Raw genomic sequence first — 21,793 nt, forward strand, 5'->3', positions numbered from 1 at the left:
GTTCCTGCAAACTTACACCGCAGGATGTCGCTTGCCTTAAAAAAGGTTCCCCGGCCGGGCACCGGATGGTACGATGGGCGGTTTTAACATATTTAGCGCGTATGTGTACTATGTTTGTCTGCGGCTCTCCCGTGTCGGGAGCCGGGAACACAGGTGAAATCAATGCGGATTGCAATTGCACAGGACGAAAACCGTGTCTCCGAACACTTCGGGCACTGTGAAGGGTACGCTATCTTCGATGTCGAGGAGTCGATCATCTACCGGCGGGACGACCTGCCGAACCCCGGCCACGAACCCGGCCGGCTCCCGGTCTTCCTCGCAGAGCACGGCGTCAACCGGATCATCGCCGGCGGGATGGGCCCGCGGGCCGTCGAGATCTTCCACGCGAACGGCATCGAGGTCCTCCTCGGCATCAGCGGGAACGTCGACTACATCGCGCAGGACTACATCGCCGGCCGTCTTGCGCCGGGAGAGAGTTCCTGCCACCACGAGGACGGCGGAGAGTGCAGCGGGCACTGACGAGGCGGATGCACCATCCGAAGTATTATGAACATATGAGTAATAATTCACAGAGGAGTCTATCAGCATGATTGTCTGCATCACAGCCCGCGCCGCGGGCACGGATGCCCCGGTCGAAGAGCGGTTCGGCCGGGCACCCTGCTTCGTCTTCGTCGACACGGAGACGGGAGCCTCAGAATCGGTCCAGAATCCCCTCATCGATGCCGCAGGCGGGGTCGGGCCCCGGGCGGTCCAGATGCTCTCGGAGCACGGCGCGACGGTCCTCATCACCGGCCAGGTCGGCGGGAACGCCGCGAAAGCCCTCGAGGCCGGCGGGATCAGGGCATACGCCTACCGCGGGAGCGGCAGTGTCGCCGATGCCCTCGCCGGGTACGCAGCCGGGAACTTAACGCCGCTCTCCCTCTCCTGAAGCGGGACCTGGCATGAAGATCGCGATTGCAAGTGGCAAAGGGGGAACCGGGAAGAGCACGGTGGCGGCGAACCTCGCCTGCGTCCTCTCCTGCACCCGCGACGTCGTCCTCGTCGACTGCGACGTCGAGGAGCCGAACCTCCACCTCTTCTTCCCGGCCGCCGCCGTGGACGTGCCGGTGACGACGCCGGTCCCGGCGATCAATCTCGACCGTTGTACTTTCTGCGGCGAGTGCGGGAAATTCTGCCGTTTTGGAGCCCTTACGGTCCTGAAAGACCGTGTGCTCGTCTTCCCGGAGCTCTGCCACTCCTGCGGGGGCTGCGCCCTCGTCTGCCCGCAGGGCGCGGTCCGGGAAATCCCGCGCACCGTCGGCCGGGTCGCCTGCTCCCGCCCCATCCCCCGCCTCACGCTGGTGAGCGGGGTCTTGAACGAGGGGGAGGTCCAGGCCCCGGCGGTCATCCGGGCGGCAAAGATGCTCGCGGAGGGGCACCCGCTCGCCATCTACGACGCCTCGCCGGGGATCGCCTGCCCGGTGATCGAGACGCTCGAAGGGAGCGACGCCTGTGTCCTAGTGACGGAATCGACGCCGTTCGGGCTGCACGACCTCAGCCTCGCGGCGGAGGTGGTGGAGAAGATCGGCATTCCCGCCGGCGTCGTCATCAACCGGAGCGACGGCGAGGACGCCCCGACAATGGAGTTCTGCCGGGAGCGCGACCTCCCCGTCCTGATGACCATCCCGTTCTCGCGGGAGATTGCCGCCGTCCAGAACCGGGGCGGGCTCATCTGCCGCGACCTCCCCGGCTGGGAGGAGCGGTTCGCCGGGCTCTTTGAGAGGATACCGGGGGTGCGCCCGTGATCCGGCTCGCGGTCGTCAGCGGCAAGGGCGGCACGGGGAAGACGATGGTGACGGCGGCGCTCGCGGACGTGAGCGCGGTGCCGCAGGTCCTCGCGGACTGCGACGTGGACGCCGCGAACCTCTCTCTCCTCCTCGACCCCCGCCGGATCAGCACCGAGGAGTTCCGGGGGCTTGCAGCGGCCCGGATCGATCTCGAGCGCTGCCGCGACTGCGGGATCTGCGCCGACCACTGCCGGTTCGGGGCGATCGTCCGCCGGGACGACGCCTGGACGGTGGAAGCCCTGCACTGCGAGGGCTGCGGCGTCTGCACCTACGTCTGCCCGATGGGGGCGGTCTCGATGGAGCCGCGTGTCTGCGGCGAGATCTACGTCTCCGGGACGGAGATGGGGGACCTCGCCCACGCCCGGCTCTTTCCGGGCTCCGGGAACTCGGGGCTGCTCGTCACCGGGGTGAAGAAGCGGGCGCTCGCCCGGTCGGCTGGCCGGGACCTGCTCCTTGCCGACGGCCCGCCGGGGATCGGGTGCCCGCTGATCGCGACGGTCGGGGGCATGGACGCGGTCCTCGTCGTCACGGAACCGGGAGTCTCGGCGCTCCACGATCTGGAGCGGCTCGTGACGGTCTGCCGGCGATTCGGGGTCAGGATCTTCGTCGCCATCAACCGGTTCGACCTCGCGGAGGATATCTGCAAGAGGATCGAGGACTACTGCGGGCGGGAAGGCATCACGGTGGCGGGGAAGATCCCGTTCGACCCGGCGGTCGTCGCCGCGGTCCGGGGCGGCTGGCCCGTGACCCGGACCGACTCGTCGGCGGCGAAGGCGCTGCGGGCGCTCCGGGACAACCTCTTCTCCGAACTCGGGCTCCCGTGAGCTCGCACTCTTTTTTTTGTGAGCCGCTCCGCTGCCGGAAAATACTGTCAGGATGTCGTAACTGTCAGTTGCCTGATGGAGCGATTGCGAAAAAAGAGTTAATTATTGTTTTAGAACCGGGGCTTTCTGTGCTTGGGGAGGCAGTCCTGGCAATAGACGGGTCTGCCTTCGGTCGGCTTGAACGGGACTTCGCACTCTTTCCCACAGTCGGAACAAACGGTCTTGGTCATTTCACGGGGGCCGCCGAAGTTCCTCGGGCCGCCGAAATTTCTGTTGCCTCTGTTATAATCCATTGGATTGCTCATGCAGATAAGAACACTGCCTGTAAAGATATGAGTGTATAGTATATAATGTACTTCATCGACCCGGAAGGGGGGAGGGTGATCGGGATCCTATCTGCAGTGACCTCCCGGCTTGCCTGGATACAGCGGACTTCGGGACCCGAGAGGTTGCGGAAACATGGCTGCCGGACCGATTTCTATTCCTGCGAGCACTTCCGGGCGATGAGGGAGGCGGAAAGGATTCTGCGCGGTTAATCCTCGGGGCGTTTCCGATCGGGCGTTGCCGCAAGGAGCGATCGAAGTCCCGGATCACCGCGTCGACAGTCTTTTTGTCCCGGAAGATGTCCTCTTTTGAGTATCCTGCGATGTACTCCTCAATACGTTCGATAGCCTCCGGGATATCTCCGATCAACAGGGCTTCGTCACGTTTAGACATATACCGCTTCCGCGTCGACGGCATGCATGAGCCGTGGCTGCCGGGCGATCCCACCCTTCAGCGCGAGATCTACGGGGAGACCGAGGATCCTCTCCAGGTCCTCTTTGAGGTCCACGACATCCCAGCCGATCGGCTCGTCGAGCTCGATCAGGATGTCGAGATCGCTCCCTGCGCTCTGTTCGTTGTGCACATACGAGCCGAAGACCCCGATCTCCCGGATGTGATACCGCTCCCGAAGGTACGGCTTCACTCTTGCGAGCGCGTCGATGATCGACCGCACGGTCCAGTGGGAGGGGATATCTTCAGGCTTTTTCGGCACTTTTGGCCTCCTGAAGAGGTGATAGGATGGGGAGACGGTTTAACGTTTCTCCGAGCCGCCCCCATGCCGGTGTGGTGCTCTGCGCGATCATCCGGTGCGGGATGGTTGCTGAACCACATGCCCCTCCGTCACGGGCTTTTTTTGGTCTGAAATCAAACGGATGGAGGGATGAAGACTCAGATCGAGGAGGCCCGGGAGGGGTCCGTCACTCCCCGGATGGAAGCGGTCGCAGCGGCCGAAGGGGTCGAGGCCGAAAGCCTCCGCCACTCCGTCGCCGTCGGCGAAGCCGTCATCATGACACGGGGAACGTGCTCGGTCGGCATCGGTCGCGGCCTGCGGACGAAGGTCAACGTCAACCTGGGAACTTCGACCTCCCGGGTTCACCCTGAAGAGGAGGTCGAGAAGGCCAGGATCGCCGGGTTGCACGGCGCGGATACCATCACCGATCTCTCTACCGGGGGAGACATCCCGGCGATCAGGCGGGCGATCTTTGCCGCCGTCCCTCTCCCGGTCACCACGGTGCCGGTCTACCAGGCCGCCGCCGAGATCGGCGTCGGTGCCATGACCGCAGAGGATATCCTCGCCACCATCAGGCATCAGGCAGAGGAGGGAGTCTCCTCGTTCGTCCTCCATGCCGTCACCAGGAAGATGATCGACGCCGCCTGGGACGGGGAGCGGATCATGGGAATCGTCTCGAAGGGCGGATCGATCACCGCCGCCTACATGCTCACCAACGACACCGAAAATCCCTTCGTCGAGCACTTCGACGAGATCCTTGCCGTCCTCAGGAGACACGATATCGTCCTCTCCCTCGGCAACACGATGCGGAGCGGGTGCATCCACGACGAGATGGACGAGGCCCAGAAGGAGGAGATGCGCTGGAATGCACGGCTTGCCGCTTACGCCCATGAACGCGGCGTCCAGACGATCATCGAGGGACTCGGCGGCCACGTCAGGGCCGATCGGATCCCTGTCTACCTCCGGCGTTACCGGGAACACTCCCCCGCTCCGCTGTTTGTCGCCGGCCCTCTTCCCATCGACACCGCCGTCGGGTATGACCACATCGCCGGGTGCGTCGGCGCAAGCATCGCAAGCGGCGCAGGTGCCGACTATCTCTGTTACCTCACCCCGGCCGAGCACCTCGGTCTTCCGACCCCCGATCAGGTGCGGGAAGGGCTCATCGCTTTTAAGATCGCCGCTCACATCGGGGATTCGATCAAGCACGGCCGGGACGCCGAAGATCTCGCCCTTGCCCGCTCCCGTTCCTGCCTCGACTGGGACGGACAGATCGCCCATGCCATCGACCCGGAGACTGCAAGGAATCTCGCCCCCGAACAGGGGCCCTGTACGATGTGCGGGGACTTCTGTGCGATCGCCCTGATGAAGCGGCTCAGGGAGCAGAGGTAAGGGATATCCCGCTCTCCGGGAGGGAAATATATGATTTGTGCCCGTCGCTGCGATCCCGCCCGCTCGCGACCGGGACGCGGCTGTTGCTGTGCTGAAATCTCTTATCCGCGCCGTGCCGGCGAGGACCCCCAAAACTCATGTGACGGCAGGCGGCCCTCCCCCCGGTGAATGGCGATGAACGTCTCCCGACTGAAGTACCGGGTCGGGGTCCTCGGCGACCGCAGCGGTCTCAAACGCTACGGCCCGTTCAACGGGCAGAAGGTGCGTGAGTTCTTTGAGGTCGAGGAGAGCCACGGCAGGACCGCCCGGATAGTGCGGCTGGAGGAGGGGCTCCGGGAGCGGCTCACCGCCGCGGTCGGAGCCCCGCGGCCGCAAAGACCTCCTCCGTCCCAACCCGCTCCATCATCTCGCCGAACCGCACCCCCTCCACCGCGACGCCGATCGCCTCCATGGGGCAGACGGTTATACAGTTGCCGCACCCGACGCAGTTCTCTTCCGCGTGGCGGGCCTCGCCGTCGACGACCCGGACCGCCCCCTCACGGCAGACCGTGCCCTTGCAGCCGACGACGGAACGGGGGGCAGCACCGGTGCTCCCCGGCTCTATCCCGGCCTCCCGGAGCCTCGCCGCGACCACGTCCCGCCGGTCGACGCCGGGGATCTCGACGTTGAGCCGGGCAGTCAGCCCGGTCGTGCCGTCCCGAACTCCTCCGCTATCCGGGCCACCGCCGCCATCTGCGCTGCGGTCATCACACCGGCGATGACTCTCCCCCGCGTGGGGGTGAGCGGGGTACGGGAGCACTCATGAGCCGGTCGAGCGCATGGCTTTCCCCCGTGTGGGGGTGAGCGCAAACCGCATATACCCCCGCCCCCGATACCAGAAGGATGAACCTCCTGCTGCAGGCGTACGACGTCCTCCTCTGGGCCGGTCTCCTCAAAGGCCTCCAGCTCGCTCTCTGGCCCCGCCTTCGCCCGGCGCTCGGGGACCTCGCCTACCCCGCGGCCTATCCGGCCTCCCTCCTCATCTTCGCCCTCGCGACCTGGTACTGCGGCCTCCTCCGCGTCCCGGTCGCCCTCGCCCTCCTCGTCTTCCTCGGCCTCGGGGTCTACGGCATCCGGCGGGGGGAGTACCGCCTCCGGGAACTCCGGGGGCTCCTTGCCTGGGACGCGGTCTTCCTGGTCGGATTCCTCTTCGCGCTCTCCGTCCGGTTCGCAAACCCGGTCATCAACTACTATAGCGAGCAGTACATGAACCACGCCTTCCTCGCGAGCGTCATCCGCGAGCCTGTCGTGCCGCCGCTCGACCCCTGGTTTTCCGGCGGGCACCTCACCGTCTACTACTACCTCGGCCACTGGCTGATGGGCTCTCTCGCGATCGTCACGGACATCCCGTCGGAGGTGGCCTTCAACCTGGTGCCGGCGACCGTCTACGGGACGGCGTTCGTGACCCTCTACGCCCTCGCGACCCTCTTCCTCCGACGCTGGCGGTGGTTGCCGCTCGCGGTCCTCCTCCTCGTCCCGCCCTCGGTCCCCTGGCTCCTCGCCGCGGGCGGAGACCTCTACTCGGCGCTCCAGGACACGAACTGGATCATCGCGGGCGCCCGGTTCGAGTTCCCGGTCTTCTCCCTCCTCCTCGGCAACGTCCACGCCTTCGAGATGGCCGCGTTCAACCAGGTCTTCCTCATCTTCCTCCTCGGGTTTGCATGGTTACGGTGGAGCGGGCTCGATACCCGCGGGCGTGCCGGCCTCGCCCTCCTCGTCGCCCTCTCCATCGGCTCGATGCCGCTCCTCTCCTCCTGGGACGCCCTCGTCTACGGCCCCGTCGTCGCGGTCTTCCTCCTCGGACTCTTTCTCCGCGAGCGGGACTGCTCGACCCTCGCCGCCGCCGTCGCCATCCCCGCGACCGCCTTCGCGATCTACCTCCCCTACTACCTCGCCCTCGAGCCCGCGGGGATCGGGGGGATCGGGACGGGGTTTCCTCCCACCGACCCGCTCGCCTTCCTCGCGGTCTGGGGCGGGTTCCTGTTGATCGTCTATCTCGCCGTCGCGCGGGACGTATGGCGGTCCCCCTTCCTCGCCGCCGTCGCCGTCCTGCCGCTTGCCGCCGGCTACGTTGCGCTCGGCATCGTCGCCGTCCCGCTCGCCTATCTCCTCCTCCGGCGGGAGCGCTCGTTTGCCGACCTCCTCTGCATCGCCGGGCTCGCGGTGCTCGGCCTCTGCGAGGTCTTCTACCTCAAAGAGCTGCTCAGCGGGGATTACAGCCGGTTCAACACCATCTTCAAGTTCTACTTCGACGCCTGGATCCTTCTTGGGACCGGCGCCCTCCTCCTCGCCGGGGGGTGGCTCAGCGCCCGGCGCCCGGTCCTCCCGGAGGCGGCACGGAAGGGGGCTGCCGTCGTTGCGGCCGCCGCCCTCATCGCCGCCCCGGCGGCCCTCGAGGTCGATATCGGCCGGGGCCTGCTCGGGATCGAGTACCCGCCGGCGGGCTACGGCACCCTCGACGGCCTCGCCTACCTGGAGGCCACCCGGCCCGGCGAGGCCGCGGCGATCGCGTTCCTCCGGACGCTCGACGGCGGCCACGTGCTCGTGGAGGCGGAGAACGGGGATTACAGGTATTACTCGCGGGTCTCGTCGTTCACCGGGATCCCGACGATCCTCGGCCAGACCGGGCACGAGCTGACCTGGCGGGGGAACGGGGCGTGGTATGCGGAGCGGCCCGCCGACATCCGGGCGATCTACGAAGACCCGGAGAGGACCCTCGCGCTGATGGCGAAGTACAACGCGACCCTCCTCTACGTCGGAGAGCCGGAGCGCGAGCGCTACGACGTCAGGCTCCCGGAGAGCGGGCTCGTCCCGGTCTACGATCGCGACGGGGTCCGGATCTTCGCGCCGGAAGGACAACCTTTATAGTTCCCGCCCGGGAGGATGGCCCCATGCCAGAGAGAGTCGCAGTTGCGGGGGTGCGGGCATGACCCCGGAGATGGTCCGCGCCGCGGAGAGGGTGACGGTCGCGCTCGCGGCCGAGAGCTACGCCTTCAGCACGGGGACGATCACGGTCAGTGCAGGCGCAGAGGTGACGGTGGAGTTCGAGAACCGCGACGACGGGGTTCCGCACAACCTCGCGGTCTACACGGATTCTTCGGCCGCCGAGGCGATCTTCGTCGGCGAGGTCATCACCGGGCCGGCACGCGCGACCTACACCTTCACGGCACCGGCCGGGCCCGGCACCTACTTCTTCCGGTGCGACGTCCACCCCTCGATGAACGGGGCGTTCGTGGTCGAGTAGGTGAATCTTCAGGTAGTCAGGGCCCCAACCCTCTTTTCACACATGCCCGACGATAGAACCGATCCTGCTACGGAGTTCCTCGACCGGATCATCCGGGTCCTGAACAAAGCGGCGGCGATCGAGCGCGAGCCCGTCGATATCGGGCACGGCGTCCTGCTCTACCCTTCAGAAGTGCACCTGATCGACGTCGCCGGCCGCTACCCGGAGGAGGGGGTCTCGGACCTCGCGGCCCGGCTCGGCATCACGAAGGGCGCCGTCTCCCAGACGGCGAAGAAACTCGAGGAGAAAGGCTATCTCGAGCGGGTGCGGCGGGAGGGGGACAGCAAGGCCGTCCTGCTCCGGCTGACGGGGCGGGGGGACGAGGCGTTCGCGTGGCACCGGGCCTACCATGCGGCGGTGAACCGGAGGATCGCGGAGGAGATCGGCCGCGACGACGCCGACCGCCTCATGGCGGTCCTCGCCCGGATGGAGGAGATCCTGGATGAGTGCCCTGCCGTGCAGGCGGAGACGATCCGGCGGTTCCGGATGGCTGATATAGTTTAGGTGCTAAACTACCTCGTGCAGGCGCCTCCCGGAGGGAGGCACCGCAGTCGGAGGTAATCATGCCGGAATACACCTTAGCCCCGATCGGCGAGTCCGACCGGAGGGGCGTCGTCGATATCTTCAACCACTACGTCGAGAACACGTTTGCCGCCTACCCGGAGGAGAGGGTGCCCGACGCCTTCTTCGACCTGTTCCTCGGGATCGCCCGGACCCACCCGGCCGTCGCGGTGCGGGACGCCGCAGGCGAGGTCGCCGGGTTCGGGATGCTCCGCCCGCACAACCCGATGCCGGCCTTCGCCCGGACGGCCGAGATCACGTATTTCCTCCGGCCCGACCTGACTGGGCGGGGGATCGGGGCCGACCTGCTCGGCTACCTCGAGGCCGAAGCGAGGAAATGCGGGATCGCCTGCATCCTCGCGAGCATCTCGTCGTTGAACGAGGGGAGCATCCGGTTCCACCGGCGGCACGGGTTTACCGAGTGCGGAAGGTTCCAAAACGTCGGCGCCAAGCGCGGGGTCCTCTTCGACGTCGTCTGGATGCAGAAGGAACTCTAGAGGACCACTCCACCCTCTTTTGTTGGTCCTGTTGTGTGGAAGCTTACCATCTCGCGCAGGCCCGTCGCACTTAGCACCAAGCAGTGCTCAAACTCGCTTTGCTCGCACTTTGCGGCTTCGCGTGAGGCCGTACCGTCGCCCATAGACAGTCAGCTCACGCGAAGCCGCGAAGGACGCGAAGTCTGGTGTATGGGCACTGTTAAGCATCTTCACACCCCTTGGGCGCATGAGCTCCGGCTCTCCGAGCCATCGCAAGTCGCCCTCCGGTGCTCCAACTCCGCTTCATAGAAGCATCGTCCTCGGAGCCTGATGGCTTCTCATGCTCGCTTACGCTCGCACTTCACAGGTTCGGGCTCTCGAAGGACTTCGTTCTTCTGATGCTTCAGATGCAATGGTTCGCTAGAGGAGAGCGGCCGCGATGATCGCCGCGGCCTCGACGAGGAGCGACGCGTGCATGAGCGGGAGCGCCCGCATCGCCGCATCCGCGCTCTTTCCCCGGAGGATGAGGGCGTTTGCCGCGGCGATGAGGAGGAGTGCCACGGCGAACCCGGCGGCGGCGACCGGACCGAGGACGAGGGCGAAGACGACCGCCATGACGGCGTGGGCGGCCGAGAAGCCGAGGACCCAGAGGGCCGCCCCCCTCATACCGTAGAGGACCGGAGTCGGGTTCTCTGGAGCCGACCCGGTCAGACCGAAGGTCAGACTCGGGATCGTCGCCATCCCCCGGGCGCGGTCGTTCTCGATGTCGGCGATGTCGTTCGCCCCGAGGTGCGCGAGCGTCCAGGGGTAGAAGAAGAGGAAGTAGAGGAGGGCGGTCGCGTCCGGGCTGCCGAGGACCAGGTAGCCGGCGACCGGGAAGAGCGCGAAGTCCGTCCGCCCGATGACCTGGGCGAGGGGGAGGGTCTGGTCGCGCTTCTTTATCTGGTAGAAGTACTCGGCCGCGTAGGAGTAGCCCATGATGCCGAGGACGTAGAGGTTGTGCGGCGCCGGCAGGGTCGCGGCGAGCGCGGCCGCGATACCGGCGAGGACGAGGAAGACGGCGAGGGCGGTCCGGGGGGCGATCCGGCCTGCCGGGATCGGCCTGCTCGCAAACGGTCGCCAGTAGCGGGTGAGCGAGCCGTCGACGTCCCTCCGGTCGTGCTCCCGGTCGACGTAGTCGTTCAGGACGAGGCCTGCCTCGAACCCAAAGAGCCCGATGAGCGCCGCCCGCCCGGCGAGTTCCCACGAGAGCCCCTCGTAGGTCAGCGACGCAAGCGCCAGTCCCGAGCAGAAGACCAGGGGCCAGACGAAGAAGAAGTGGATGCGGGTCAGGTCGGCAAGGGCGGCGAGGGTCTCTCTCATGGTGGTATGTGGTGCGTTTCACGTCCTGGTTCAAAAAAGGTTGCAGGGCCGGGTCGCCGGGGTCCGGGCCTGGAAGCGAGCCGCTGCACAGCAACATCTTTTGATTGCCGCGAAGAACAGGTATGATGTGAAGAACCTCAGCAGAACGGCCGAGGACTACCTCGAAGCCATCCTCAACGTCACGCTGGAGAAAGGGTATGCCCGGACCAAGGACGTGGCGTGCGAGCTCGGTCTGAGCCCCTCGAGCGTCGTCGAGATGTTCCGGAAGCTCGATGGGATGGGGCTCATCGAGTACCGGCGCTACGAGGGCGTGGTCCTCAAGCCCGCGGGGCGTGAGGTTGCGGAGGCGATCAAGTCCCGCCACGACACTCTAAAAGAGTTCTTAAAGATCATCCACGTCCCGGAGAAGGTCGCCGAGAGCGACGCCTGTTACATGGAGCACGAGCTCCACCCGGCGACGATCCGGCAGATCCGGCTCCTCGTCGAGGCTCTGCGGTCGGACTCGGGGATCTCCGAGCATATCCGGCGGAGCACCCCGCCGCAGGAGAGGCGAGCCGCATGATCCTTATCGCGGCCACGGCCTACTTCCTCGTGAACGCCGCCGCGTTCGTCGCCTACGGCCGCGATAAACAGTTCGCGGCAAAGGGTGCCCGGCGGACGCCGGAGAGGCGGCTCCTCGGTCTCGCGCTGATCGGCCCGTTCGGGGCGCTGGCCGCGATGCGCCTCTTCCGGCACAAGACGCAGAAGGGGAAGTTCCGGCTCGTCCCCGTCTTCCTCTGCCTGCACCTCGCCCTCTTCGCCGCGCTCGCCCTGGGGCTCGCGGGTTGAGAGAGATCAGGAGCAGCGATCCTGATCGCCCTGTACAGCATAGGGCAAAAGATATACATACCCCGGCGCAGGGAGACCCTTCATGGATACCCGTACCGTCGTCGAGTTCATCCGCCTCGGCCGGTTCCCCTTCCTCTTATCAGGGTTCATCCCGTTCACCGCCGGGGCGCTCCTCGCCTTCCTCCTCGGCGCGCGGTTCACCCCGGCCCAGTTCCTCTTCGGCTACGCGGCGATGGCCGCGGCCCACCTCTCCGTCCACTACAGCAACGACTACTTCGACGCCGATGCCGACCGGTTCGTCGAGACGACGGCGATCTCGGGGGGGAGCGGCGTCCTCCCCCGGAACCCGGCGCTCAAGCCCGCCGCGCTCTACGCGGCCGTCTCCCTGATGGCGCTCTCGGTCCTGATCGGTGCCGCCTTCGTGGCCGTCTTCGACTACCCGATCATCTTCCTCGCCTTCGGGATCGCGGGCAACCTCCTCGGCTGGTTCTACACCGCGCCGCCGATCGCGCTCGCCTACCACAGACTCGGCGAGGTCGCGAACGTGATCACCTTCGGCCTCCTGATGCCGGGCGCGGGCTACTTCGTCGCGATGGGGACGCTTGATTGGCCTTTTTTCGCCTTCGCCGTCCCGCTCTGCCTCTACGGCCTCGTCTTCATCACGAGCGTCGAGATCCCGGATATGGAGGGGGATATCGCGGGGGGGAAGCGGACCCTGGTCGTGCGGAGGGGGCGGATCTTCGCTTTCTCGCTCATCGCCCTCGCGGCGAGCCTCGCGACCGCGGTTCTCGCCGTCTTCGCGCTTGCGGGCGTCTTCGCTCCCGTGAACTTCTGGCCCGTGGCGCTGTTCTCCATAATCCCGCTCGCGCTCGCCCTCCGGGGGTTCTCGCGCCGGTCCGCGGAACGGGCACCCGCCCTCCCCCACGCCGTCGCGAACATCCAGGGTTACTTCCTCTTCCAGGGCCTCCTCGCCCTCTATCTCCTCCTCGTGGTCGCCGGATCCCTTTTCGGCCCGTAATAGGGGCCGTTCAGGGATCCCCTCATAAACCTTTTTACTTCCAAAAAATCATGTACATCCTATCCAACAGATAAGGAGATTTTATTCGTGAAGAGACTGGGTGGATTACTGCTCCTGCTTGTTCTGCTGATCCCGGCCGCGACCGCGGCGACGATCACGATCAGCCCCAACGCGATCGCGTCGGGGGATACCATCACCGTGGACGTGAGCGACCTTCCCGACGGCGCCTCGTTCTCGCTCGGCATCCGCGGCGAGTTCGCCGCGACCCCGGGCGAAGCCTTCGCATTCTCGGCCCGGGGGATCACCCTCCCCTTCTCCCTCACCAACGGAGAGGTGAACGCCTACACGAGGGGCACGAACTGGACCGAACTCTCGGCGGAACTCCCCGACGGGGGCTCCGTCATCATGCGTTACAACGCCGACTCGAACGGCGAGGTCCGGATTGCTCAGCCCCGCAACATCGGGAGCGGGACCCTCAGCCTCGTCACCCTCCGCGGGCAGGCCGCGGCGAGCAACATCGTCGCCGACATGACGGTGCTCGGCACGAAGCAGGGGCCCAACAACGGCCGGATCTCCTTTGCCATTGAGGGGATAGAGCAGGGCACCGCGACGGTCTCCGTCTACGTCAACGGGCAGCAGGCCCTCTCGCGGGCGATCCAGATCGGCTCCTCGCCGACCACCCCGACGCCGACCACCACCACCCCGGCACCGGGCGGCAACCCCGGCAGCCCTGGCAGTCCCGGCACCACCGCCACCCCGACCGCGACGCCCGCCGCGGGCGCCGCGACGGTGACCTCGGCCGACGGGAAGGCCTCCCTCACCGGGACCGATCTCGCGGGCGCCGGGCTCCAGGCCCTTCCCGCGCAGGGGACCGCTCCCGCCGGGTGGTCTCTCTCCGGGAACGCCTACGCCGTGACCCCCGAGGGCCGGACGTTCAACCCCTCGGCGGCCCTCTCCCTCCGCCTCCCCTCGGCCGACGCGACGGCGACGCTTGCCCGCTTTGAGAACGGCGCCTGGTCGCCGGTCCCCTCGAAGGTCGAAGGCGACCGGATCACGGCGGCGGTCGCACGGGCAGGCTCCTATGTCCTTCTCGTCGCGGCACAGGCCGCGGAGCCGACGGCAACCACGACGATGACGACCGCTTCCCCGACCACGGCCGCACCCGCGGCGACGACTCCGACGGCAGCCCCGGTCGCCCCCCTCCTCCCGGTCGCCGCCCTCGCAATCTTGATGATGCTTGGGTGGAAGAGAAGGGTCTGACGACCGACTTATGACGACCGAAGATCGACAACCCCTGATCGTCGAGGCCGCCGGGGACGTCCCCGGCGACCTCGTCGCCGTCGCAGCCTTCACGGCCGCGACCCTTGCCTGCGTCTACGTCCCGGTCTTAAACGAAAGTTTCCTCCGGATCCTCTTCGGGGTTGCGATGGTCCTCTTCGTCCCCGGCTACGCCCTGATCGCCGCGCTCTTCCCGGCAAAGGGGGACCTCGACGGCATCGAGCGGGTCGCCCTCTCTTTCGGGCTCTCGATCGCCGTGGTCCCCCTCATCGGGCTTGCGTTGAACTACACGCCCTGGGGAATCCGGCTCGACCCGATCCTCGCTTCGCTGACCCTCTTCACCCTCGCGATGACCGGAGTGGCCTGGTACCGGCGTCTCCTCCTCCCGGCCGGCGACCGTTTCGCGGTCCCGGCCCGGGCGATGATCGCCTCCGCCCGTGCGGAGCTCTACGACCCCGCGGCCCCCCGGCTTGACCGGGCCCTCTCCGTCGTCCTCGTGGTCTCGATCGTCGCGGCGCTCGGGACGACCGCCTACGTCATCGCGGTCCCAAAAGAAGGGGAGCACTTCACCGAGTTCTACATCCTCGGCCCCGGTGGGAAGGCCGCGAACTACCCGACCGACTTTGCAGCCGGCTCGACCCAGTCGCTCATCATTGGGGTCGGGAACCACGAGTACCGGGAGGTCCCCTACACGATCGAGGCCTTCGCCCTCAACCAGACCTTTGATGCCGCGACGAACACCTCGACCGTCCACGCAGCCGAGCGGCTCGACCGCTTTGTGGTGACGGTCCCGCACAACGAGACCCGGGAACTGCCCTGGGAGTTCTCGGTCCCGTCGACCGACTACAACCGGATCCAGTTCGTGCTCTATAACGAGACGGTCCCGGGCGAGGAGCTCGTGGAGCAGGAACGGATCAACGCGAGCTACCGGGACCTGCACCTCTGGGTGCGGGTCCGGCCGGCCTGAGAATAACCCTGAGAACCTTTCTTTTTTCGTCGACGCCGACGTGCTCTATCGTTACCGGCACCCGGAGCCCGAGCGCCGCGAGCGCGGCGAGGAGGCTGCAGACCGGGCAGCCGATCATCGTGCAGCACTTCGGCGAGGCCGCCCGGACGGCCCGGCAGCCGGGGAGGAGGCGGTAGTCGGCGAGGGTGACGACGATGTTCTCGCCGTCCTTTGTAGCCTCGGTCTTTCCGGCGACCTCGAGGAGGTCGTCGCAGACCTCGACGATGCAGGCGAGGAGGGCCTCGTCCTCCTCCGGGACTTCGAGGGCGTGCTTCTCTCTCAACCGTGCGAGGAGCGGGGTGCATGCCGGGACGAGCCGGACGGCGCACCGTCCAGCGTCCGTGATGTAGGAGTAGTCGTCCCCGATCTTCTCCGGGAGCGTGCCCGCGACCGGGACGATCTCGATGACCGTCTCTCCCTCCGGGACGAACCAGGCGTCGCCCTGAACGCCGAGGTCGGCGCAGAGGGTGGCGATGGTGACCGTCCCCTGGGCGGGGAGGAGGGCGGCGATCTCCGGGTCGAGGGGCTCGCCCTTGTTGAGGGCGAGGAGGAAGACCCCGGCGATGAAGCAGCCGGTGCCGGCGAGGACGAGGGTCGCGGTGGCGATATCCCCCCTCCCGGCGACGGCCGCGAGGACAAGGAGGCCGGCGGCTGCGAGGATGAGGAGGAAGGCTCCCCGGTAGGGATTATTGGTGGTCATGCTCTCTCTCCTGCCCGGAGCGTGATCCGGTAGTCGTAGGCGGTGAGGGCGAGGTAGCCGCAGCCGAGGGCGACGGCGAGGCCGAGGAGGGCGATGCTGCCGGCCGCGTAGACGGCCGCGGCGAAGAGGACCATCCCGGCCGCAAAGACCGGGTAGCCCCGCAGGTCGCCGAGGAACGCGGCGAGGACGATCGCCTGGAGGACGAGGGCCGCCGCGAGGTTACCTGCGGCGACGACCAGAACCTCGCCTCCGCAGAGGAGGAGGAATTTCCGGTCGAACTCCATCAGAGCACCTCCACGGCGTCGATGCCGGGGAGAGCCCCGGCGCCGGCGGGGGCCTTCAGGACGACCCGCATCCCCCGGACCTTCGCCTCCCGGGCGAGCTGGACGAGGTGACTTTTATCCCCCGGCGGGAGGAGGGAGTAGATCCGGATCTCGGAGGCCTCAGCCCGGCCGAACGCCGCACGGACCGCGGCCGCGAAGGGCGCCGGGCTTTCGGCCGCGAACGCCGCAAGGACGCCGCCGAACTTCTCGCGGAACGCCCAATCTTCCGCTCCCCGCCCGTTCATCCGGGCCCGTCCCGCGAGGGCGGCGGGTCCCGGCGCCCGGTAGAGGTGGCTCCGGGGCTCGAGGGGTGCGAGCCCGCCGAGGGCCGCGATGGCGTCCCGGATGTCCAGGGTCCGGGGGAGGAACCGGACGACCTCGCCCCCGGCGACGACGAGGAGCGAGCAGCCGTCGCGGGCGCTGATCGCCCCCTCGACCGCGCCGCAGACAGCCATCGAGAACCGGGCGAAGGCCTCTGGGTCCGCGGCCCGGGCCGGGAGGTCGACGGCGATGAGGGGCGAGCCCCCCTCGAGCCCGGACGGCTGCCGGACGTAGTAGGCGTCGCGCCGGGCCGTGACCTTCCAGTCAATCAGGCCGGGGTCGTCGCCCATCTGGTAGGGCCGGAACCCGCGGATGCCCTGCCCGGCAAGCGCGGCCCTCCGGTCCACCTCGGCGTCGCTGCCGGTGGCTCCTGTCCCCCGGCCGCTCTCGGTGGTCCCCGCGGGGAAGACCCGGATCTGTGGGGCATCGTGCCGGCGGCAGACGAGGTCGCGGGAGAAGAAGGCGTCGCTTGCCGAGAGGACGACGCCGCGAAACGCGGTCTCCCCCGGCGCCATGAGCCTGACGGTGTAGGTCGCCGCCGTCCCCGGCGGGGAGAGGGGGGCGTCCCCGGCCGCGACCGCCGGCGGGAGGTCTCGGACCCGGACCTCCATTCCGGCCGGGACGGCGAGGTCGGCCTTTACCCGGACAGTCGCCGCCGTCCCCTGCCGGAGGATCGTCCGGTCGACCTCGCGGGTCACCGCGAGCGAGGCCGCCGCGGCCGCGAGATCCTGCTCGAACCGCCAGCCCCGCCAGAACAGGAAGAGGGCGAGAGAGCCGGCGGCGAGGGCCGCGGCGGGGTTTGCGAGGAGGAGCGCCGTGACGGTCAGGGCGAGGGCGAGGGCGGCGACGCCCCCGCTCGTCCGGGTCGGCCGGATCATCCCGGTACTCCGGAGCAGCTCATACGCCCACACATCTGTGCAGTCGTGGCGGCCAGTCTCCTGCCTTTCTCCTTCGCGAACTTCGCGGCTTCGCGCGAGATCGCATGACTATTGACACACCGTCGTTTCACGCGAAGGCGCGAAGGCGCGAAGAACGGGGCAGTATTCTGCCTCAGGCACCACAGAGCGATGGCTCGATGCATCATGACACCCCGACGCTCTCGACGATCTCGGCGATGACCCTCTCCGGGGTGACACCGGTGATCGCGGCCTCGCGGGTGAGGAGGATGCGGTGCCGCAGCGCCGGGAGGGCCAGGGCCCGGGCGTCGTCGGGGATGACGTAGTCGCGGCCGTTTAAGGCCGCCCGGACCCTCGAACCGCGGAGGAGGGCGATCGAGGCGCGGGAGCTCGCGCCGAGCCGGACGTCGCCGTGGGACCGGGTGGCGAGGACGAGGTCGCGCATGTAGCCGAGGGCCGCCTCGTCGACCCGGACCTCCCGGGCGGTCGCGGCCATGGCTCTCACGGCCTCAGGACTGAGAACGGGGGCGACCCGGTCGCGGTAGACCTTCCAGTCCAGTTCCCCGGCCCGCTCCCGGCGGAGGACCTCGAGCTCGCTCTCGCCGTCGAGGTGGGTGAGGACGGAGCTGAACATGAACCGGTCGCACTGGGCCTCGATGAGCGGGAAGGTCCCTTCGGCCTCGTGGGGGTTCTGGGTGGCGATGACGAAGTAGGAGTCGGGGAGCGCGTAGGTCGTCCCGTCGATCGTCGCCTGGCGCTCGCCCATCGCCTCGAGGAGAGCGCTCTGGGTCTTCGGCGTTAAGCGGTTCATCTCGTCGATCATCAGGAAGTTCGTGAAGATCGGGCCCTTCTGGAGGACGAACTCGCTCTTGTTCCGGTCGTAGATCCGGACCCCGATGATGTCGGCGGGCTGGATGTCCACGGCCCCCTGGACCCGCCGGAAGTCGTAGCCGATGAGCCGGGCGACGATCTTGCAGACGGTGGTCTTTGCGGTCCCCGGCACCCCCTCGATGAGGAGGTGGCCGCCGCTGATCATGCTGATGAAGATCTCCTCGATGAGGGGCTGGTTCGAGACGACCACCTGCTGGGCGGTCAGCCGGATGTCTTCGTAGGCGTTTGCGATTGCTTCGATGCGTGTGGTAAGGTCGTCAGTCATCTCTCTTCCTCCCAAAATGCCACGCCACCGGCAGGACGGCCAGGGCGGCGAAGGCGGCCGCGGCCGCCGGCGTCTCCCGGACCCAGGCTACGGCGTTGATGAGCAGGTTCTCTGTCCCGGTCCTGCTGTGGGCACCGTCGACCAGGACCGGCTGGATATTCTCGATGAACTTCGGGTTCTCGGCGAGCATGGCGTTGACGAAGAGGCTCGCGTCGCCGAGGACGGTGAGGTTCCCCTCCCTCGCGCAGACGACCGCGGTCCCGAAGGTCTCTTTGCCGCCGATCCGGCCGTCGCCGTCGGCGTCGTCCCAGGTGAGGATCGAGGTCTCGAGGAGGGGCTCGCCGCCCTCGACCGCCGCCGGGCGGTTGACCCGGACGGTCTCGATGCCGGCAAAGAGGGTGCTGTTCCCGACGACCTGGACGGTGAAGAGGCCGGGGTCGGTGTGGTCGCGCTTCAGGCTCGCGAGGTTCCCGGGGCGGACCCGGATCGTGCTCCCGAGGTCGGCGAGGAGCCCGTTCGCCGCCCCTTCCTCGTCGGCGACGATGAGGTGGCCGCCGGCATCGAGGAACGTCCGCAGGTAGCCGACCTCTTCGGCGGTGAAGGGCCGGTCCGGCGCGAGGATGAGGAGGGTCGCGCCGGGATCGAGACCCCTGAGGTCCCTGACCTCCTCCGCCGCGAGGTTCGAGGTGCCGTTCCAGCCGACGTTGTAGCGGCTGAACTCCTCGGTTGTGGTGGTCGCGTGGGCGTATGCCGCGCCGCCGGCGAGGAGGAGGATGAGGAGGACCGCCCAGGCCTCACGCTGCACGGTCGTCACCTCCCACGGCTTCCTCTTCCATCGCCCGGATCTCCTCGTCCGTCGGGACTTCTCCGGCGTAGCGGATCTTCTCGTAGCGCTCGAAGAACCCGGCGTGGTCGGGGGCGATGCGGGCGCAGTCCCGCGGGGTCCTGGTGTCGGCGAGGCCGAGCCGGGCCCTGAGTGCCCGGAAGAGGACGGTCGCGGCCTCGCGGAGGGAGAGCCCCGCGATGGATATCCGGACGGGGGCCTCGACGACCTCCTGCTGCGGGGCCTCTTCCTGCTCGGCCGCGGGGTGCTCCTCCGGCCGTCTCCGCCGGAGGTACCACCCGGTGCCGGCCGCGGCCGCGAGCGCCGCGACGAACGGGAGGACCGAGAGCCCCTCGCCCCGGACGGCGACCGTTTCTATCGGACTTTCGGAGGCGTTGAGGGGATAGCCCGCGGCGTGGAACTCCGCGCGGATGGTATGCTCCCCGGCGGGGAGGACGATCTCCGTTCTGTAGGTGCCGTTCTGGTCGGTCTGTGCGGGGGCGAGGGTGCCGTCGCCGACCCGGAGGAGAACCGGGGCGCCCGCGACCGGGAGGCCTTCGGCGGTCGTGAGGTTCCCGGTGCAGGCGACGGCCGTCGCGTTCGCCTCCGCGGCAGCGAGGGTGATCGCGGTATCGCTCGCAAGAACCGTGAACGTCGCGACCTCGGAGTAGATCGCCCCTGCGACGGCGTAGGCGAGGTGCGGCCCGGCGAGAGCCCGGCCGATCCGGTAGGGGTAGCCGTAGGTCCCGCCATCGCCGAGGGCGACGGCCGCGGTGCTCCTGCTGTCGACGTAGACCTCGATGGGAGTTCCCGGGGTGCCGCCTGTGTAGCGACCGGTGATGATGAGGGTGTCGCCGTAGCGTCCTTCGGCCGGGGTGACCGCGATGCCGAGAGGTGATCTGAGGGTGCCGCTGCCCGACCCTGTACCACTGCCCGACCCTGTGCCGCCGCTGCTCTTCCGCCAGTCGTCCGCAGCGTCGGCGACTTCCGCGAAGTGCTCGACGCTCTGGCGGTAGGGGGTGGCGTTGACCTCGTAACGTTCCGCGATCCGGGTTGTCTCGGCCTCGCGCCCGGCGTAGGAGGCGAACCCCTTCTGCATCTTCTGCCGGAGGGCCTCCCCCTCGTAGGCGATGGCCATTCGCTGGCCATCGTCGCCCTGGACCTCGATCTCGAGCCTTTTTAAGTCTTCGAATCGCCGAGTGTCGTTCAAGAGCGTCGTGAGGGCCTCCTGGTTCTGCCGGTTGTTCTGCTGGAACTCGCCGATGTCGGTCCCGGAGACGTCGAGGGTGACGACCAGCCGGTCGAACTGGCGGGAGAGTTCGCTGTAGCGGGCGAGGTCGCGCTCGGCGCTCTCGTAGTCCTTGAGTTTGATCGTGAGGGCGAGGGTCCCGGTCTGGCCGAGGAGGTCGTCCATCAGGGGGACGAGGGCGTCGGCGTTCCCCGGCGACTTCTTCTGGACGGTGGCGGGGTCGGCGTGGGCGGGGGTCGCGGTGTTCTCCGCCGTGTAGAGGAGGGGGGAGGCCGCTTCTCCTGCCAGGAGGAGGAGGACGAGGACGGTTGCCGCCGCGAGGATGATGTGGGAGGCCCGGGCGTTCATGCGGCAAGGATCTCCAGGATTTTTTGGGCGACGATGTAGGCGAAGAGGGCGACCCCGGCCGCGATGAGGTAGCCGACGTAGCGCATGTAGCGCGGGCGGGAGAAGGCCCCGTCGATCAGGACCGCGACCACGAGGAGGCCGATGAGCGCAAGGACGAAGAAGACCTCGAGGTCGAGCGTGCGGTTCAGGACCATGAAGAAGGCGACGATGATGAGCCAGGCTGCGAGTACGGCCGCAGCATAGTATTTCTTCGCACCCGCCATCCTGACTAAATTTTCGTTCTGCGAGAGATAATCCTATTGAAATTATATTATTTAGTGACGAGTCTGTGGGGGGATTTTGCTGGTGCTGGGACCGTGGCGGCGGGGGCGCCCCGGCCTCTCTCTCCGGGTTTCGTCTTAGTTAAGTTTTGTTTACTGGGAGGGGGGTTCCCGTGTCTACGTTAAGTTTGCTTAATTTAGGGTGTACAGGTTACCCGGACCCCACAATCGCAGACTGGATTACGCAGAAGGAGATTCGTTCGAGCGGTGGAGCAGTAACCACTATGGGCATACATTCACAAGTGTTCGTTGTATGCTCCCGGTCAAGCGGCCGATCGTCCATAAGTTCGCGGTAAAGGCGCGTGCGGCGTGCGACGACGCAATAGAGGAGATCCTGCTCTTCGATTCCGTGGCACGGGGAGACGATCGGCCGGACTCCGATATCGATATACTCGTGATCACGTCCCGGGAGGATCAACGCCCTCGCGAATACCTCACCGGACTTGCTTTTGACCCGCTGATGCTCTCCGGTGAGCGGCTCTCGGTCAAGGTCATCTCCCGGGCCGATCTTGCAGCACACCGGCAGTATCCTTTCATCAGTCATGTTTTGCAGGACGGCGTGGCGGTTTAGGTGGACTACCCTCCGCTTGTGCAGGATATTCCCGCTCTGCCATTCGCACCTCCGATGCTCAAGCTCCGCTCCTTTCACCCCGCGGAGATACATTCTCACAGCATTACCCACACAAATATCATTTTATATTGTCGCCAAACCC

At 67.3% G+C, this 21,793-nt stretch carries 26 protein-coding genes; 15 read left to right on the forward strand and 11 right to left on the reverse strand.

Annotated features, from left to right (window positions below):
* Nucleotides 1-162 precede the first annotated feature (162 nt).
* The 4 genes from F8E02_RS03905 (at nucleotide 163) to F8E02_RS03920 (ending at nucleotide 2,650) form a co-directional block, all read left to right on the forward strand.
* Complete coding sequence (locus tag F8E02_RS03905) at nucleotides 163-519, forward strand: NifB/NifX family molybdenum-iron cluster-binding protein (RefSeq protein ID WP_317064155.1); 357 nt, start codon at nucleotides 163-165, stop codon at nucleotides 517-519.
* Between the two features lie 67 nt (nucleotides 520-586).
* Nucleotides 587-928, forward strand: a complete 342-nt coding sequence (locus F8E02_RS03910; RefSeq protein ID WP_317064156.1) for a NifB/NifX family molybdenum-iron cluster-binding protein — start codon at nucleotides 587-589, stop codon at nucleotides 926-928.
* Nucleotides 929-941: 13 nt separating this feature from the next.
* Nucleotides 942-1,784: an ATP-binding protein gene (locus F8E02_RS03915; protein ID WP_317064157.1), complete on the forward strand. Its 843-nt coding sequence runs from the start codon at nucleotides 942-944 to the stop codon at nucleotides 1,782-1,784.
* Nucleotides 1,781-2,650 (forward strand): ATP-binding protein, encoded by an 870-nt coding sequence (locus F8E02_RS03920; protein WP_317064158.1) that lies wholly within the window; start codon nucleotides 1,781-1,783, stop codon nucleotides 2,648-2,650. The genes F8E02_RS03915 and F8E02_RS03920 overlap by 4 nt, the downstream gene beginning before the upstream one ends.
* A gap of 110 nt (nucleotides 2,651-2,760) precedes the next feature.
* On the opposite strand, the gene F8E02_RS03925 is transcribed toward F8E02_RS03920, so the two are convergent.
* Nucleotides 2,761-2,955, reverse strand: a complete 195-nt coding sequence (locus F8E02_RS03925) for a CxxC-x17-CxxC domain-containing protein (RefSeq protein ID WP_011845255.1) — start codon at nucleotides 2,953-2,955, stop codon at nucleotides 2,761-2,763.
* Nucleotides 2,956-3,359: 404 nt separating this feature from the next.
* Nucleotides 3,360-3,686 (reverse strand): nucleotidyltransferase family protein, encoded by a 327-nt coding sequence (locus tag F8E02_RS03930; protein WP_317064159.1) that lies wholly within the window; start codon nucleotides 3,684-3,686, stop codon nucleotides 3,360-3,362.
* 168 nt (nucleotides 3,687-3,854) lie between these two features.
* On the opposite strand from F8E02_RS03930, the gene thiC reads away from it, so the two are divergent.
* Complete coding sequence (gene thiC / locus F8E02_RS03935; protein ID WP_317064160.1) at nucleotides 3,855-5,093, forward strand: phosphomethylpyrimidine synthase ThiC; 1,239 nt, start codon at nucleotides 3,855-3,857, stop codon at nucleotides 5,091-5,093.
* A 343-nt stretch (nucleotides 5,094-5,436) separates the two neighbouring features.
* Here thiC and F8E02_RS03940 read toward each other — a convergent pair whose 3' ends face one another.
* Nucleotides 5,437-5,892 carry a 4Fe-4S binding protein gene (locus tag F8E02_RS03940; protein ID WP_317064161.1) on the reverse strand — a complete coding sequence of 152 codons (456 nt, stop codon included), beginning with the start codon at nucleotides 5,890-5,892 and terminating at the stop codon, nucleotides 5,437-5,439.
* An 83-nt stretch (nucleotides 5,893-5,975) separates the two neighbouring features.
* Here F8E02_RS03940 and F8E02_RS03945 point away from each other — a divergent pair, with 83 nt between their 5' ends.
* The 4 genes from F8E02_RS03945 to F8E02_RS03960 are packed head-to-tail and all read left to right on the forward strand — an operon-like array spanning nucleotide 5,976 to nucleotide 9,473.
* Nucleotides 5,976-8,000, forward strand: a complete 2,025-nt coding sequence (locus F8E02_RS03945; protein ID WP_317064162.1) for a DUF2298 domain-containing protein — start codon at nucleotides 5,976-5,978, stop codon at nucleotides 7,998-8,000.
* A 58-nt stretch (nucleotides 8,001-8,058) separates the two neighbouring features.
* Nucleotides 8,059-8,376, forward strand: a complete 318-nt coding sequence (locus F8E02_RS03950; protein WP_317064163.1) for a cupredoxin domain-containing protein — start codon at nucleotides 8,059-8,061, stop codon at nucleotides 8,374-8,376.
* A 42-nt stretch (nucleotides 8,377-8,418) separates the two neighbouring features.
* Nucleotides 8,419-8,919, forward strand: a complete 501-nt coding sequence (locus tag F8E02_RS03955; RefSeq protein ID WP_317064164.1) for a MarR family winged helix-turn-helix transcriptional regulator — start codon at nucleotides 8,419-8,421, stop codon at nucleotides 8,917-8,919.
* 59 nt (nucleotides 8,920-8,978) lie between these two features.
* Nucleotides 8,979-9,473 (forward strand): GNAT family N-acetyltransferase, encoded by a 495-nt coding sequence (locus F8E02_RS03960; RefSeq protein ID WP_317064165.1) that lies wholly within the window; start codon nucleotides 8,979-8,981, stop codon nucleotides 9,471-9,473.
* Between the two features lie 399 nt (nucleotides 9,474-9,872).
* Here the strand turns inward: F8E02_RS03960 and F8E02_RS03965 are convergent, their stop codons facing one another.
* Nucleotides 9,873-10,814, reverse strand: coding sequence for a UbiA family prenyltransferase (locus tag F8E02_RS03965; protein ID WP_317064166.1), 942 nt, complete (start codon nucleotides 10,812-10,814; stop codon nucleotides 9,873-9,875).
* Nucleotides 10,815-10,941: 127 nt separating this feature from the next.
* Between F8E02_RS03965 and F8E02_RS03970 the strand changes: the two genes are divergently transcribed.
* From F8E02_RS03970 to F8E02_RS03990, 5 genes are all read left to right on the forward strand, one after another.
* The gene (locus tag F8E02_RS03970) at nucleotides 10,942-11,376 is read left to right on the forward strand and encodes a metal-dependent transcriptional regulator (RefSeq protein ID WP_317064167.1); all 435 of its coding nucleotides are present in this window, start codon (nucleotides 10,942-10,944) and stop codon (nucleotides 11,374-11,376) included.
* On the forward strand, nucleotides 11,373-11,642 hold the full coding sequence (locus F8E02_RS03975) for a DUF1294 domain-containing protein (protein WP_317064168.1): 270 nt from the start codon (nucleotides 11,373-11,375) through the stop codon (nucleotides 11,640-11,642). Before F8E02_RS03970 ends, F8E02_RS03975 begins: the two co-directional genes overlap by 4 nt.
* An 82-nt stretch (nucleotides 11,643-11,724) precedes the next feature.
* Nucleotides 11,725-12,660 (forward strand): prenyltransferase, encoded by a 936-nt coding sequence (locus F8E02_RS03980; RefSeq protein WP_317064169.1) that lies wholly within the window; start codon nucleotides 11,725-11,727, stop codon nucleotides 12,658-12,660.
* Nucleotides 12,661-12,747: 87 nt separating this feature from the next.
* Nucleotides 12,748-13,920 (forward strand): hypothetical protein, encoded by a 1,173-nt coding sequence (locus tag F8E02_RS03985; protein WP_317064170.1) that lies wholly within the window; start codon nucleotides 12,748-12,750, stop codon nucleotides 13,918-13,920.
* Nucleotides 13,921-13,930: 10 nt separating this feature from the next.
* Nucleotides 13,931-14,905, forward strand: coding sequence for a DUF1616 domain-containing protein (locus tag F8E02_RS03990; protein WP_317064171.1), 975 nt, complete (start codon nucleotides 13,931-13,933; stop codon nucleotides 14,903-14,905).
* Here the strand turns inward: F8E02_RS03990 and F8E02_RS03995 are convergent.
* The 7 genes from F8E02_RS03995 to F8E02_RS04025 all read right to left on the reverse strand — a co-directional run bounded on the left by F8E02_RS03995 (nucleotide 14,853) and on the right by F8E02_RS04025 (nucleotide 21,023).
* The gene (locus F8E02_RS03995) at nucleotides 14,853-15,644 is read right to left on the reverse strand and encodes a hypothetical protein (protein ID WP_317064172.1); all 792 of its coding nucleotides are present in this window, start codon (nucleotides 15,642-15,644) and stop codon (nucleotides 14,853-14,855) included. The two genes, F8E02_RS03990 and F8E02_RS03995, sit on opposite strands and share 53 nt — an antisense overlap.
* The gene (locus tag F8E02_RS04000; protein WP_317064173.1) at nucleotides 15,641-15,928 is read right to left on the reverse strand and encodes a hypothetical protein; all 288 of its coding nucleotides are present in this window, start codon (nucleotides 15,926-15,928) and stop codon (nucleotides 15,641-15,643) included. The genes F8E02_RS03995 and F8E02_RS04000 overlap by 4 nt, the downstream gene beginning before the upstream one ends.
* Nucleotides 15,928-17,166, reverse strand: a complete 1,239-nt coding sequence (locus tag F8E02_RS04005) for a DUF58 domain-containing protein (protein WP_317064174.1) — start codon at nucleotides 17,164-17,166, stop codon at nucleotides 15,928-15,930. Before F8E02_RS04005 ends, F8E02_RS04000 begins: the two co-directional genes overlap by 1 nt.
* A gap of 202 nt (nucleotides 17,167-17,368) precedes the next feature.
* Complete coding sequence (locus tag F8E02_RS04010) at nucleotides 17,369-18,340, reverse strand: AAA family ATPase (RefSeq protein ID WP_317064175.1); 972 nt, start codon at nucleotides 18,338-18,340, stop codon at nucleotides 17,369-17,371.
* Nucleotides 18,333-19,154, reverse strand: a complete 822-nt coding sequence (locus F8E02_RS04015) for a DUF4350 domain-containing protein (protein ID WP_317064176.1) — start codon at nucleotides 19,152-19,154, stop codon at nucleotides 18,333-18,335. Before F8E02_RS04015 ends, F8E02_RS04010 begins: the two co-directional genes overlap by 8 nt.
* Complete coding sequence (locus F8E02_RS04020; protein ID WP_317064177.1) at nucleotides 19,135-20,760, reverse strand: carboxypeptidase-like regulatory domain-containing protein; 1,626 nt, start codon at nucleotides 20,758-20,760, stop codon at nucleotides 19,135-19,137. Before F8E02_RS04020 ends, F8E02_RS04015 begins: the two co-directional genes overlap by 20 nt.
* Nucleotides 20,757-21,023 (reverse strand): hypothetical protein, encoded by a 267-nt coding sequence (locus F8E02_RS04025; protein ID WP_317064178.1) that lies wholly within the window; start codon nucleotides 21,021-21,023, stop codon nucleotides 20,757-20,759. The genes F8E02_RS04020 and F8E02_RS04025 overlap by 4 nt, the downstream gene beginning before the upstream one ends.
* Nucleotides 21,024-21,333: 310 nt before the next feature.
* Between F8E02_RS04025 and F8E02_RS04030 the strand changes: the two genes are divergently transcribed.
* Nucleotides 21,334-21,651 (forward strand): nucleotidyltransferase domain-containing protein, encoded by a 318-nt coding sequence (locus tag F8E02_RS04030; protein WP_317064179.1) that lies wholly within the window; start codon nucleotides 21,334-21,336, stop codon nucleotides 21,649-21,651.
* Nucleotides 21,652-21,793 lie beyond the last annotated feature (142 nt).

Origin of the sequence: Methanoculleus caldifontis, assembly GCF_032842345.1 — an archaeon.
Classification (GTDB): domain Archaea; phylum Halobacteriota; class Methanomicrobia; order Methanomicrobiales; family Methanoculleaceae; genus Methanoculleus; species Methanoculleus caldifontis.